Annotated in this window: 15 protein-coding genes and 2 pseudogenes; 9 read left to right on the top strand and 8 right to left on the bottom strand. The window is 35.7% G+C overall.

The genetic code is table 11. The features are described from left to right. Positions 1–232, top strand: a pseudogene (locus ACEN4I_RS12950) (RepB protein); the annotation flags it as partial. 1 nt (position 233) lies between these two features. Then, positions 234–782, top strand: coding sequence for a DUF536 domain-containing protein (locus tag ACEN4I_RS12945; protein ID WP_086950116.1), 549 nt, complete (start codon positions 234–236; stop codon positions 780–782). A 124-nt stretch (positions 783–906) separates the two neighbouring features. On the opposite strand, the gene ACEN4I_RS12940 is transcribed toward ACEN4I_RS12945, so the two are convergent. The 6 genes and pseudogenes from ACEN4I_RS12940 to ACEN4I_RS12915 all read right to left on the bottom strand — a co-directional run bounded on the left by ACEN4I_RS12940 (position 907) and on the right by ACEN4I_RS12915 (position 6936). Beyond that, a complete protein-coding gene (locus tag ACEN4I_RS12940; RefSeq protein ID WP_022797248.1) occupies positions 907–1128 on the bottom strand; it encodes a hypothetical protein in 222 nt (73 codons plus the stop codon). 158 nt (positions 1129–1286) lie between these two features. Then, positions 1287–1838, bottom strand: a complete 552-nt coding sequence (locus ACEN4I_RS12935) for a tyrosine-type recombinase/integrase (protein WP_035019978.1) — start codon at positions 1836–1838, stop codon at positions 1287–1289. Positions 1839–2130: 292 nt separating this feature from the next. Further along, a pseudogene (locus ACEN4I_RS12930) lies at positions 2131–3414 on the bottom strand (heavy metal translocating P-type ATPase); the annotation flags it as partial. Between the two features lie 56 nt (positions 3415–3470). Further along, complete coding sequence (locus ACEN4I_RS12925) at positions 3471–4151, bottom strand: IS6-like element IS1216 family transposase (RefSeq protein WP_002325565.1); 681 nt, start codon at positions 4149–4151, stop codon at positions 3471–3473. A gap of 105 nt (positions 4152–4256) precedes the next feature. Beyond that, the gene (gene gpmA / locus ACEN4I_RS12920; RefSeq protein WP_087059228.1) at positions 4257–4943 is read right to left on the bottom strand and encodes a 2,3-diphosphoglycerate-dependent phosphoglycerate mutase; all 687 of its coding nucleotides are present in this window, start codon (positions 4941–4943) and stop codon (positions 4257–4259) included. A 67-nt stretch (positions 4944–5010) separates the two neighbouring features. Continuing rightward, positions 5011–6936: a heavy metal translocating P-type ATPase gene (locus ACEN4I_RS12915; protein ID WP_087059230.1), complete on the bottom strand. Its 1926-nt coding sequence runs from the start codon at positions 6934–6936 to the stop codon at positions 5011–5013. A gap of 297 nt (positions 6937–7233) precedes the next feature. Here ACEN4I_RS12915 and ACEN4I_RS12910 point away from each other — a divergent pair, with 297 nt between their 5' ends. After that, entirely contained in the window at positions 7234–7548 is a 315-nt protein-coding gene (locus tag ACEN4I_RS12910) for a helix-turn-helix transcriptional regulator (protein WP_034536054.1), read from the top strand. A 99-nt stretch (positions 7549–7647) separates the two neighbouring features. Further along, a complete protein-coding gene (locus tag ACEN4I_RS12905) occupies positions 7648–8499 on the top strand; it encodes a cation diffusion facilitator family transporter (RefSeq protein WP_308633327.1) in 852 nt (283 codons plus the stop codon). A 106-nt stretch (positions 8500–8605) separates the two neighbouring features. Here the strand turns inward: ACEN4I_RS12905 and ACEN4I_RS12900 are convergent, their stop codons facing one another. Further along, entirely contained in the window at positions 8606–9217 is a 612-nt protein-coding gene (locus ACEN4I_RS12900) for a CadD family cadmium resistance transporter (RefSeq protein WP_034536057.1), read from the bottom strand. Positions 9218–9233: 16 nt separating this feature from the next. Beyond that, positions 9234–9596, bottom strand: coding sequence for a metalloregulator ArsR/SmtB family transcription factor (locus tag ACEN4I_RS12895; RefSeq protein ID WP_087059233.1), 363 nt, complete (start codon positions 9594–9596; stop codon positions 9234–9236). Positions 9597–9777: 181 nt separating this feature from the next. Here ACEN4I_RS12895 and ACEN4I_RS12890 point away from each other — a divergent pair, with 181 nt between their 5' ends. The 5 genes from ACEN4I_RS12890 to ACEN4I_RS12870 all read left to right on the top strand — a co-directional run. Next, positions 9778–10032: a type II toxin-antitoxin system Phd/YefM family antitoxin gene (locus ACEN4I_RS12890; protein ID WP_010620828.1), complete on the top strand. Its 255-nt coding sequence runs from the start codon at positions 9778–9780 to the stop codon at positions 10030–10032. After that, positions 10017–10283: a Txe/YoeB family addiction module toxin gene (locus tag ACEN4I_RS12885; protein ID WP_087059235.1), complete on the top strand. Its 267-nt coding sequence runs from the start codon at positions 10017–10019 to the stop codon at positions 10281–10283. The genes ACEN4I_RS12890 and ACEN4I_RS12885 overlap by 16 nt, the downstream gene beginning before the upstream one ends. A gap of 400 nt (positions 10284–10683) precedes the next feature. Beyond that, on the top strand, positions 10684–11055 hold the full coding sequence (locus tag ACEN4I_RS12880; RefSeq protein ID WP_138473091.1) for a MobC family plasmid mobilization relaxosome protein: 372 nt from the start codon (positions 10684–10686) through the stop codon (positions 11053–11055). Further along, entirely contained in the window at positions 11037–12173 is a 1137-nt protein-coding gene (locus ACEN4I_RS12875; RefSeq protein WP_220727477.1) for a relaxase/mobilization nuclease domain-containing protein, read from the top strand. Before ACEN4I_RS12880 ends, ACEN4I_RS12875 begins: the two co-directional genes overlap by 19 nt. Before the next feature lie 771 nt (positions 12174–12944). Further along, the coding region (locus tag ACEN4I_RS12870) for a RepB family plasmid replication initiator protein (RefSeq protein WP_407127835.1) at positions 12945–14003 on the top strand (1059 nt) is incomplete at its 3' end.

Below are 14003 nucleotides of genomic sequence, written 5' to 3'. Positions count from 1 at the left end.
GTATGACTTAATTGATAAAAAAGTGATGGTTGGTTTGCAAAGAACTGTATTTCCAAAGTATGAAGAATTAGCAAAATTACAAGGTCGAAATTCAGTGAAAGAACACATTCAGTATGTGGCTGCACATAAAATACCTTCTTCCAAAAAAGAAAATATTGTAAAATATTTAAAATCTTCTATAGAGCATTATCTTGCAACTGTAAAAATAAACAACGTCTATAGGGGTGAATAACATGGCTGATATGACGATAAAAGAGTTAGCAGACGAATTAGGAGTATCCAAACAGGCAATTCGTAAACATTTAGAAAAGTTACCACCAACCTTATCGGTAACTAAAAAAAGTAATACCATTTACTTAAATGCTGATGTATCAAATTTTGTGAGGAAAAAGGTTACTAGAGTTACCAGTAACTCTAGTAACCTTGATAGTAACCAAACTAGAGAAGATAATCGCGAAAACAACCCAAAAAGCGATAGAAAAACTATTAATAATTATGAAGTTGAGAAAATACTTAACGAACAATTAAAGATAAAAGATAAACAACTGGCAGAAAAAGATAAACAAATACAAACTATGCAAAAGTTACTTGATCAGCAGCAACAATTATCACTTCAAACAAATAAACATATTGAACAATTGCAGCTTCAATTATCTAATGAAACTACAGAAGATTCGATACGTTCAACTAGTAATCCTCTATTTAATGATAATTTTGAAGACATTACCGATGATTTTGAAAAAAAAGGGTTTTTAAGCCGTCTTTTCAAAAAAAGGCAGTAGTTTAAAGTAAATAGTAAAGTAACCTTGACGTATTAATTTATGTCAGGGTTATTTTGCTTAACCGCGATTATGTCACCTAAGAATTTAAGTTACCTGATCATTAATTAACTATTTATTTGAACTTTCATATGTATTCTCTTAACCAATTAGGTAAATTAGAATCATTGATATTCCAACTTTCTACTTCTGTTTCACTTTCTTCCCAATTATTCTCGTTTCCATCAAAAAACTTATGTCTATTACATTTATATTTAACTATCGAATTACCTTCTAGTCGATATTCATTCCAATAATAATTTTGTTTCCCATATCCATTCCATTCGTTTGTAGTATAAATAGTTGACATAAAAACACCTCCATTTTTTCAATTGATTATATCACGACTAATCAATTGGGACTAACGCTAATGAACAATAAAATTATTCATTAGCAGATAAATTTTCAATTGGGGAACACCCACAATAACTTCTGACTTTAAATACTGTCTTCTTAGTAAATATAGATTTAAAAACCGAGTCTAAAATTTAATAAAGTCTCACTGATTTCATCTTCATTAATCCCAATATAGCGTTTCGTAATTTTTTCGCTGCTATGGCCGAATATTTCCATCAGTGTCGCCACGTCTTTGGTTTTCTTGTAATAGTGGTAACCAAACGTCTTGCGCAGCGTGTGCGTGCCAATATCGTCTCTTCCTAACAGCTTAGCGACCTTTTGAAACATTTGATAGACCGTATTGACTTCTACATGCCCACCTTTGGTGCTAGGAAACAAATAATCCTCTGGTGCTAAGTCTTTTGTATAGTCTTGAATCAAGTCCTGCAGACTACTCAAATACAAAATACGAGTCTTACCCGTTTTCTTTTCGACAATACGGGGATTTTTGGAGGAAATCAGGTCTTGTTTCTTTAATTTAACGATATCGGACATGCGCAAACCGCTATTAATGCCGATCAAAAACAGAAAAACATCCCGATCTGCGTTTTTATTTCTTCTTAAACAGAATAAAAAGTCGTTTATTTCTTGTTGAGTCCGTAATGGTTGGACGTTGTAACTCATTTAAAAGCCCTCTCCTCTCACAAAAGTGATACATGATTTTGTTTAGTATACCATATAATCATGTGTTAGAGAGCGATACAAAAAAAGAACCCTATTGGAATAGGATTCGCGATACACGTTTTTATCCAATTTCATGTATCTTGTATTCAAGTTACGCCACAAGAGTGTGGTTGACATATCATTTTGAGTTTGAACATCTAGATAAATATAAATAAGTAATAGAGACAAAAAATGTAGTGTAATCCTTAATTATCTCTATTACTCGATTAATTTGAAGGTGTGCAATCATTCTTTAGACTGCCCTTAGCAATCGAAGTCCATTCAAAATAACAACCAAAGTACTTCCTTCATGAATAATGACACTGATGGCAATATCCGTTAAGCCCAAGAAACTAACGACAATTAAAAAAACAACAACGGCCATTGAAAAAATAATATTCTGCCAAATAACACGGTTCATTTTCGAAGAAGTATTATGAGATTGTACCAATTTAGATAAATTGTTTTGCATTAAAACTAAATCAGATACCTCTACTGCCACATCAGTCCCATCTCCCATAGCGATTCCCACATCTGCATTAACAAGAGCAGGAGCATCATTTACACCGTCTCCAACCATGGCGGTCACACCGTATTTTTCTTTTTGTTCGTCTATTATTCTGGATTTGTCTTCCGGCATGACATTTGCAATCACTTCATCTATTCCCAATTGTTTAGCAACCGCTTTTCCCGTCATTTCTGAGTCACCAGTAATTAATGTGGTGTGTATACCTTGTTTTCTGAAATACTCAATGGTTTCTTTTGCATGTTCACTTGGAATGTCCATGAGGGCAATAAGGCCTAGAACCTCTTCATCTACTGCTACGTACACGATTGTCTTACCTTCTGAAGCCCATTCATTATTTAAACGACTATACTCATCTGAAACATCATCAAACGAAGTCGGTTTTCCTATACGATAATTTCTCCCTTTGTAATCTCCTGTCAATCCTTTACCAATCTGGTTTTCTACATCAATAGTTAGTTTGTTTTTTTGCTCAAACTTTCTTAGAATAGCATCTGCTAAAGGGTGATTGGATTCTTTTTCAAGAGCTACTACGATATCAATCATGTTTTCTTCGTTCACGGAATCAGCAAAATAATAATTGGTTACTTCAGGTTTTCCTTTGGTCAAGGTGCCCGTCTTATCAAATGCAATTGCTTTAATATCGGCTAATTGAGACAGGTAAGAACTACCTTTTGAAAGGACTCCTTTTTTGGCTAAATTAGAAGTCGTCGATAGCGTTGCCGAGACAGTAGCTGCTGCTAAAGCACACGGTGAAGCTGCAACTAAAAGGACTAATCCTCTATAGACACTTTGTGACCATGTCCAATCAAGTAGAAAAGGTGCCAATAACATGAATAACGGAATGGCAATTAAAACAACTGTGACGTATTTGGGTTCAAATTTTTGGATAATACTCGCAGCTTTTGTTTGGTTATCTTGGTTCTGGTTCACTAATTGTAAAATTTTTGAAAATACTGTATCTTCGTTTTCTTTGGTGACTTTCATCGTGAAGCTACCTGTTCCATTAATTGGGTTCTGTTGCAAAGTTTTAAATAAAGAATAAAATCCCTTACGGTATCTATGATTTAAGCTGGGATTCCCAATAATACCTTGATTTCAGTACAGACCGAAAACCCGAAGAGAGTGCCTTCTTTTCGGGTTTTCTTATATAATCCTCGAATGGCTTCCATGCCTTTAATCGTGGTAGAGGCAGTGCGTAAACTTCGATAGAATTTATTGCGTCTCTTTACTGGACGATGGTCTTGTTCAATCAAATTATTCAGGTATTTAATGGTACGATGTTCTGTCCCTTGATAAAAGCCGTATTCTTTTAGTTTCTTAAAGGCACTTGTAATAGAGGGGGCTTTATCTGTGACTACAACCTTCGGTTCATCAAACTGCTTCACTAACCGCTTAAGAAAAGCATAGGCTGCTTGTGTGTCCCGTTTTTTACGTAACCAAATATCCAAGGTTAAACCATCTGCATCGATGGCTCGATACAAATAATGCCATTTTCCTTTAATTTTGATGTACGTTTCATCCATTTTCCATGAATAAAAGGATTTTTTATTTTTCTTTTTCCAAATTTGATAGAGTAGTTTGCCATATTCTTGCACCCAACGATAAATCGTCGTATGAGAAACGTTAATGTCACGATCATATAAGATTTCTTGAACTTCACGATAGCTAAGGTTATAACGAAGATAGTAGCCCACGGCTACAATAATCACATCCTGCTGAAATTGCTTTCCTTTAAAATGATTCATCGTCATTCCTCCTGCTATCTTTTTCTATTATTCTACCTTATTTGATAGTAGATTTAAAACTTTGCAACAGAACCAGAAATTTCTTCCTATGACGAGCTCTCTGACTTAAAGATAATATTTTCTAATAACTTCTAATCCCTCATTTAATTCATAAACAAGTGGTTGTCCTGTCGGTATCTCTAGTTCCATGATTTTATCCTCAGGTATATTTTCCATATATTTCGCTAACGCTCGAATGGAATTACCATGGGCAACTACTAAGACGGTTTTCTGATCTAGAATTGCCGGTGCAATTTCATCTTCCCAAAAGGGAATAACCCTGGCCAACGTAATTTTCAAGTTCTCACCCATTGGGATACTCCGTTTTTGTAAATGGGCATAACGTCGATCATTTAAAGCAGAATTAGGATCCTCTGGTTTTGCTAGTGGAGGCAGCGTATCGTAGGATCGACGCCAAATCTGAACTTGCTGAATACCAAATTTCTCAGCAGTCGCTTCCTTGTTGAGTCCTTGCAAAGCTCCATAATGGCGCTCGTTCAAACGCCAGGTTTTGATTTCAGGTACCCAGAGTTGATCGGAATCCTCTAAGATAATGTGACAAGTTTTAATGGCTCGTTTCAAAACAGAAGTAAAGGCTAAATCAAACTCTAATCCAGCTCTTTTGATTTTAAGTCCCGCTTCGTGAGCTTCTTTCAGCCCTAACTTCGTAAGATCAACGTCCACCCAACCAGTAAATTGATTCAACGCGTTCCATTCGCTTTGACCATGGCGCACAAAGACAACTCTTTTCACGTTTATCCCCTACCTTCATTATTTAATCGATTTTTTCTTATACCCATTAATATTAACTATCAGTTGATTAGGTAGACCGTAGCAATCGAAGTCCGTTTAGTATAACAACCAAAGTACTTCCTTCGTGGATAATGACACTAATCGCTATATCGGTTAAACCCAATAAACTAGCTATAACTAAAAAGGCGACAACAGCCATAGAAAAAATAATGTTTTGCCAAATGACACGATTCATTTTAGAAGAAATATTATGGGATTGGACTAATTTTAATAAATCATTTTTCATTAAAACCAGGTCAGATACCTCTACCGCAACGTCGGTTCCGTCACCCATAGCGATTCCCACATCAGCATTCACAAGCGCGGGTGCATCGTTTACACCATCGCCCACCATTGCTGTTACACCATATTTTTCTTTTTGCTCGTCTATAATACGTGATTTGTCTTCCGGCATGACATTCGCAATTACTTCATCTATTCCTAATTGTTTAGCAACTGCTTTTCCCGTCATTTCTGAGTCTCCAGTAATTAGGGTAGTGTGTATACCTTGTTTTTTGAAGTACTCAATCGTTTCTTTTGCATTTTCACTAGGAATGTCCATAAGGGCAATAAGTCCTACAACTTTTTCCTCTTCTGATACGTATACGACTGTCTTACCTTCTGAAGCCCACTCATCATTTAGGCGAATGTATTTATCTGCAACATTTGAAAAAGAAGTTGGCTTACCTATACGATAGTTTTTACCTTTGTAATCTCCTGTCAATCCTTTACCAATTTGATTTTCTACTTCCATATCTAATTTATTTTTTTGTTCAAATTTTCTTAGAATGGCATCTGCTAAGGGATGATTAGATTCTTTTTCAAGAGCCACTACGATATCAATCATCTTTTCTTCGTTTACGCTATCAGCAAAATAATAATTGGTTACTTCTGGTTTTCCTTTCGTTAAGGTTCCCGTCTTATCAAAGGCAATGGCTTGAATATCGGCTAATTGCGACAAATAAGAACTTCCTTTTGAAAGCACGCCTCTTTTGGCTAGATTAGAGGTTGCTGATAATGTTACAGATACGGTAGCTGCTGCTAAAGCACATGGAGAAGCTGCGACTAAAAGAACTAATCCTCTATAAATACTTTGTGACCAAGTCCAATCTAACATCAAAGGTGTGAGTAATATGAAGAGTGGAATCGCAATTAAAACAACTGTCACATATTTCGGTTCAAACTTTTGGATAATACTGGCAGCTTTCGTTTGATTATTTTGATTTTGATTAACTAATTGTAAAATCTTTGAAAAGACAGTATCTTTATTTTCTTTTGTGACTTCCATTGTGAAACTACCCGTTCCATTAATCGTACTCCCAAAAACCCCGTCTCCTTTAGATTTTTCTTTAGGGATACTTTCTCCATTGATAGAAGATTCGTCAATGGAGGTATTCCCAGTTAAAATGACTCCGTCAATAGGTACTTGATCTCCGTTCAGTACCTGGAGTTGGTCCCCTACTTTTAGTTCATTGACATCAACAATCTTTGTATTTCCGTCAGACATGATTAATCTTGCAGTCGTCGGATTCATTTCAAGTAATTTTGTGATTTCTCGTTTGCTTCTACCTTCAGCATAATCTTCTAAAAAATGCGCCCCAGAGAAAATGAGAATCAGCAATGTTCCTTCCCAGAAATTACCGATCAGTGAGGCCCCCAATGCAGCTAATCCCATTAAGATATGGGAGTTAGGCGTAAATCTCTTTTTAGATTTTGTATTCTCAATCGTTTCTCCAATTCCTTCAAGAAGAATAACATGGTAGCCCGCACTAATCGAAGCAATTGAAAACAAACTATTTTGTAATAAACTATTTTCTCCATCTAGAAATAACGCAATTATGGCTAATGCTAAACCAACAAAGTACAAAACGACTGGCATTTTCCCATGATCGTGACCGTGGTTGTGATTATGATTATGCTTTTCTTGAGACTGTTGTTTTTGGACAGTTTCCATTTATATTGCCTCCCTATATAATTTATAAGTCCTTTGTTTTCCATCATTTACTTCTTGAATCACAAAATTTCCGCTATTTCTGGATCCTTTCGTCTATTCCAAAAGTAAATCGTAATGAATCCACTTTGCATATGACTAACCAATCATATGTTTATGTTCTCACTTTATATCGCTATATACGTTTTGTCAAGATAAAGAGAACGCAACTTCTCTTTTATAAACAAAAGATTAGCATTGTTTCGCTCATATGGTAATATAGATATGAACGAAAGGTCATATGAAAGGAATAAAAACACTATGGATATAAAAACAACTTCTCCAATCGATAAAGAATCTATTCTGTCAATAAGCAAACTATTTAAGGTGATTAGTGATCCTACACGATTGTCGGTTCTCTTTCTTTTACAGAAAAAAGAGTGTAGTGTTGGAAATATAGCTATTTCTCTGGACATGGAACAGTCCGCTATTTCTCATCAATTAAAAACGTTGAAAGACGCACGCTTAGTAAAATCAAGAAGAGAAGGAAAAAGTATGCTTTACAGTTTAGATGACCTTCATGTTTTTAGTATTCTCGAACAAGTCTTAACTCATGTCAATGAATTAGAAAAATAAAACCAATTAGTTATGTAGCATACAAACTTAGGAGGTTTTTAAAATGTCAAAATCAGATAAAGACCATAATCACTCGCATCAGGATCAACCGAAAAAAATATTAAAATTGCTTTCTTCATAAATTTTATTTTCTCCATAAGTGAATTTTTCTTTGGGTTTCTTTTCAATAGTGTGTCTATTATGTCTGACGCAGTTCATGATTTAGGGGACTCTATTTCAATTGGATTCGCTTGGTTTTTTCAAGGTTATTCAGAGAAAAAACAAGATGAACGGTTCACCTTTGGCTATAACCGATTTTCTTTACTGGGCGCGCTGATAACTGGCGTTGTGCTAATTAGTGGCTCGTTCTTTATGATCTATCGTAGTGTGCCGCGTTTGCTTGACCCACAACCCGTAAATTATAGTGGCATGTTCTGGCTTTCTCTCGTAGCTATTGCATTGAATGGATATGCTGCTTGGATTTTAAGCAAAGGCACATCCAAAAATGAGGGTATGTTGAAACTCCATATGCTGGAAGACGTATTAGGGTGGATTGGAGTCTTGATTGTGAGTATTCTAATGAACTTTACCGAGGCATATCGTCTGGATCCTATCTTATCGATTTTGATTGCACTCTATATCCTCTACAAAACCGTTCCTGAATTTTTCACCACAATGAAAATTTTATTGAATGGTTCGCCTGAAAATGTAAACGTAGAAAAACTTGCTGATTCAATCAATAACATTCCTGCTGTAAAAGACCTCTCACATTTTCACATTTGGTCACTGGACGGGGAAGAAAACGCCCTTATCGTCACGGTTCTTATAGACCCTTCAGACATAGACAAGGCTAGGGAAATAAAAGAAGTAATTGCAGAAGTCGCACACAAATCAAGCGTAGAGAATCATATCACAATAGAAATAACTACAAGCAAAGAAGAGCTTGAAAAGGGATACTCCCACAACACATAAGATAGTCAGTCCTACGCTAAAAAACACTTCGTCATTTGAAAAGCAAAAAAGGCAGCGACTAAACAAATCGCTGCCTCTCTTTTTATCTTTCGTGATTATGATTTTTTTAAAAACCTAGTAGCGTTTGTATCGTCCCGTTCTCTACCAAGATAAAGATTCCTAATCCAATAAACACGATTGGGACAATGATTCGTTCATACTTTTCTAACGTTTCGGAAACAAAGGAAATTTTTGCCAACTTATAACTGATAAAGCAAAGAATCGCAATCGAAATAACGAATACTACTAAGGCAATTAAAATTTCTGAAAAAGCTAACGAAGTAAAGTAGGGAATATAAATCCCTAAATTGTCTCCACCTGACGCAATGGTTATTAAGGCGACAGTCCAGAATAACCGACTGGTTCCTCTAGATTCTAGTTTTTCAACGACTTCCTCTTCTTCTTCCTCCTCTTCGCCTATCACAGCGACACGGATACCTAAATAAATTGGAATTAATCCAAGAAGTCCAATGATCCAATCTTGCGGAATAAAATTCAGCACATAAGCAGCAAACAAACTTACAGCTACCAAAATGCCTGTTCCAAGATATTGACCCCAAAAAATGTGTCGAATACCTTTTTGTGTGTGACTTTGAGAAAAGATAATGAGCAAGATAAACAAATAATCAATGCTGGTAGAAATATAAACAGCGATAGCTGAAAAAATACTTTGTAACAAAATAACTTCCTCCAAACTAAGATTTCATAGATAGATTTTCTGATAACTTTAAAAAAACATGAATAGCGGAAAGGATGTCTTCATTCGCTAAAGAGTAATAAACTACTTTTCCATCTTGACGTGATTTTGCCATTCCATGTTTTTTTAAAAAACGTAAATGGTGTGACGTTGTAGCAACGCTAGCAGTAAGTATTTCTGCTAAATCACAGACACACATTTCCTTATAGGTTTCTAAAGCATAGAAAATTTTAATTCTAGAAGAATCGCTGAAACATTTACCTAACACAAGTAAATTTGAAAAATCTTTTTGATCCAATTTATTTTTTATTACAGTTACTTTTTCTTTATGTACGATAGTCACTTGGCAAACGTTTTCCATTCATCTCACCTCACATTCAAACGATTATTTGAATGAAGTATACCTATTTGATCACTCTTTTGTCAATCTACCTTAATTCCAATACACTATTATAAGCAATTTCCTGTATTCACAACATCTTTGACGTACTTAAACAAGTACGTTACAATAGTAAAAAAGATGTTAAAGGGAGGAATAGCTTATGTCTATCGTAAACCCTAGCCAAGCTAGAAAAGTCTTTTATCAACTATTGAAAGACGTCAACAAAACTAACGAACCCATTTATATCTCTGGCAAAAACGAAGAAAGTGAAGCAGTTATGGTCAGTAAAAAAGACTGGGACGCAATTCAAGAAACATTATACCTTCAATCTGCTGGCGTAGCAGATGTGATCCACCAGCGTGAACAAGAAAATGAGTTTGTTGCATTGGAGGATATCGATTGGGATACTCTGTAAAATTAGCAAAATCAGCTACAAAAGACCTGAAACATTTAAAAGGGGCTCATTTAGAGCAAAAATTTAAAAATCTCATGGAAGTTTTAAAGGAGAATCCGTTCCAAAATCCCCCGCCTTATGAGAAATTAGTCGGAAATTTAAAAGATAAGTATTCACGCCGTTTAAATATTCAGCACCGGGTCGTTTATTCGGTGGATAATGACGCCAAAGAAGTCATTATTTGGTCGGCTTGGACGCACTATGAAAGATAGAAATCCACTTTAAAAAAGTGATTTTCTATCTTTTTTTTATGTAATGAGCTTGTCTTTTTTCGGACCAACTACCGAAAAAAGACAGTGCATACAGTGCATAAAGAGCCATTTTTTTCCGACGCCAACGACGAAAAAAACAGATTGATCTTGCCAGAAAAAGAGACCGAAATGGACACATTTCTAGTCTCTTTTTCTGGCTCAAAACGGACACGTTTTGACCAGTTTTACAGGGGGATTGGGGGAGCAGCGCGTCCCCCAACAAGGTCGTTTGCGCCACGAAGTGGCTAGCAAACATAGAGCTTGCCAAACCCCTTAAAGAAGCATAACACTAACAGCCAAGTGCGCATTAGTGTTATGCTTCTTTCTGAACGACAGAGAAGAAAAACAGGGGGTGGGACTAGTGAGCGAACGAGAGATTTTTGAGGCCCCTTTTGCGGAGGCCAAACCGAAGCGAAAAGAGCCGAAACAAATTAGCTTTCGAGTGAGCGAATCCGAATTTGAAAAGTTGAAGCGCTCCGCTGAAATTTTTCAAATGAGTGTGCCGGCTTTTGTAAAAAGCAAGGCACAAGAGGCTAAGCTCGTCACGCCGAAAATTGACCGACCAGGAGCCGTGGAGATTGCCAAGCAATTACGTGCGATTGGGAACAATGTCAATCAGATGGCACGAGCAACGAACGCAACCGAATTAGATTCGAATTTAGCCGTCAACCTAACGGCTGAATTGCAAAAGATGCAAAAGGAGCTGAATCAGATATGGCAACAATTAAATTAGCGCGCAGCACCAGTTGTTCACGCTGCATTAACTACGCTGAACCGCGCTCAACGGTCAAAAGCGGCTTCAATTGCGACGTCAATTACGCGAAAACCCAAATGAAAGCTACCCGTATGATTTATGGCAAGGACGATAAAGTCCAAGCGCATACCTTGATTCAGTCATTTAAGCCCGGTGAGGTCACTCCGGAGCAAGCCAATGCATTAGGTTATCAATTAGCCGAAAAAGTCGCTGACGGTCACCAAGTAGCCATTTATACGCATACCGATAAAGATCATATTCATAATCATTTAGTGATTAATAGCGTCAATATGGATACTGGTTTAAAATTTCAAGCGCATGGACAAAAAGCCATTCAAGAAGTTAAAGATATGAACGATCAGATTTGTCTTGAGCATGGCTTAACGATTCCCGAAGAACCCGCTAAAGTTCGTTATACTACAGCGGAAAAGTCGTTACTGGAAAAAGGAAAAATCAGCTGGAAAGACGAAATAAGAGAAGCTGTCGATTATTCAGTGAGTCGTACAAGCGATTTTAAGAGCTTTTCAGAGCTTTTAAATAAAAAAGGGGTAGATGTTAAACTGAGAGGAAAAACGATCACCTACACCCATTTAAACGCCAATAAAAAGGTGAGAGCGAGCAAGTTAGGCAGTGATTATGAAAAGGAGACGATTTTTAATGGCTTTGAAAGACACATTGAACCAACAAAAGACAGAGATTTCGCAACCGGACAATCCGGAAACAATGAGCCAAGACCTGCAGCAACTGATTCAAGTATTGACCGAGATCCGGAATTACAGCGGAGCGACGCTGCAACAGAAAAGCTTGGAGAAAGCCAATCTGGAGAACAATTTACAAGAGATTCAAGAAGTGACGAACTCCGTCCTGAACAGCTTCAACAGCAGCTTAACCAACTTAGAGACTACACAAACCGACTTCAACGAGACAGCTCAAAAGCAGTCAATCGAATCCTTGAAACGCCTGAAAACGATCTTGAACGACCTTTTAGAGCAAAACAAGACCGAAATCGCGAAGATTCAGAGCGAAATGAGTCAGAACAACCAACAGTTAAGCGAGATCAACCAGACCATAACCAAAACGATGGACCAAGTCTTTAACCAGTTAAACGCTGAAATCAAGCGAACCAATCAAAGACTAACCTTTAGAACAGTTTTAACCAATTTATATGCCAGTGTACCTACCGGTATCGTTGTGGTGGCGCTTATGTGGCTGCTCAATTACTTTAACGTCTGGTAAAAAAGAAGATTCTCATTACATAATGGATAACCTAAATGGACTTGAATTATTTAAGAGAAATAGGGAGTTAACTTCCATTTAAAGCCTATAAAAAGCCCTTATAAACACTTTAATTTGTCTAAAGGTCCTTTTGTAGGTTTTTACTCTAAAATTAAAAATAGGCCTGTTTATTTAGCTTCTATTGCATACAACGGTTCGATCAGTCGAGCGTAAGTCGAGACATAGACTTTTGCTAACGGGTTTTTCATTATTCTTTAAAGGTCTTTTTGTCTGACTAAAGACGGCATTTTGTCTATTAAAAAACGATATAGTGATTGAGAGGTTGTTTATTTTATTTTTTACTAAAATAAACGAGTAGTATTTATATTTATCTTATATATTTTGTCTTTTAAACCTTTTGTGTGGAAAAAAAGGTTGTTGTACCAAGTGATTAAACGTTTAAATAAGTACCAAAAGCGATGTATATGAGTACTAAAAGCGATGTATTTAAGTACCAAAAGCGATGTACGTGAATACTTTTCGGTTGATAAAGTACTCACATTTTTGTACAATCAAATAAAAGCACAGAGAAGTTTTTATTTTTCCTTAGCTTTTTCCTCTAAACATAAGTAAAAGGAGTTGTATCTACATTTATGAATAATGAAATATTATCACCAAAAGTATTACATATAAGTGACTTAGAAAATCAAAAAGCAGTGGAACACAATGATTTAATCACCAGTGTAGCTAAAATGGATAAAATACCACTCAAAATTTTTGAATTAGCGGTCTCTTGTTTAGATACAGAAAATATTCCACAAGATAATACGGTTTACCTATCAAAAGAAACATTATTTTCTTTTTTTGATGTAGCAAGCAGCAGTAAACACACTCGTTTTAAAAACGCTTTAAGAAACCTACATGAACAAGCTATTTTTGAAGTTCAGGAAGTTCAAGAAAAAGATGGGAAATTTGAGTATTCAATTATTTCCCCTATTTCAAGAAGTAGTTGGAATGATTATAATGACTCAGTTTCAATTAAATTTACAGAAGATATTATGCCTTATTTAATTAATTTAAAATCAAATTTCACGCAATATCTCATTACAGATATTATGGAATTGAATAGTAAGTACAGTATTATATTATATAAGTGGTTCTCTATGTATTACAATCAGTATGAAAAGTACAATGAAAATGGTCAACGCAGGGAAGAACAATTAGAACAACTTAAAAACCCGTATGTTGAGATTCAAGAGTTAAGAAGATTAACAAATACGATAAAAGAATACGAGTTATTCAGTAATTTTGACAAAAAGATATTAAAAAAGCCAATTGAAGAAATTAATAAAAATACTCATTTTACAGTTACTTACGACAAAATAAAAGAAGGACGATCAATCGTAGGAATAAAATTTTATATTGAGAAGAAAAAAACAACTCTAGCTCCAATGGAGTATAAATTAAATGATCCTATTTCTCAAAAACATCAACAAACTAAAGAAGAGAACGAAAACCAATTATTAGGGCTAGCTATGCAAAGTCCGTATACAAAGTTGTTGTTAAAACAACTACTAATTAATCAGTATGACTTAATTGATAAAAAAGTGATGGTTGGTTTGCAAAGAACTGTATTTCCAAAGTATGAAGAATTAGCAAAATTACAAGGTCGAAATTCAGTGAAAGAACACATTCAGTATGTGGCTGCACAT

The organism is Desemzia sp. FAM 23990, from assembly GCF_045528485.1.
Classification (GTDB): domain Bacteria; phylum Bacillota; class Bacilli; order Lactobacillales; family Carnobacteriaceae; genus Desemzia.
This window is presented reverse-complemented; position numbering and strand designations above follow the sequence as displayed.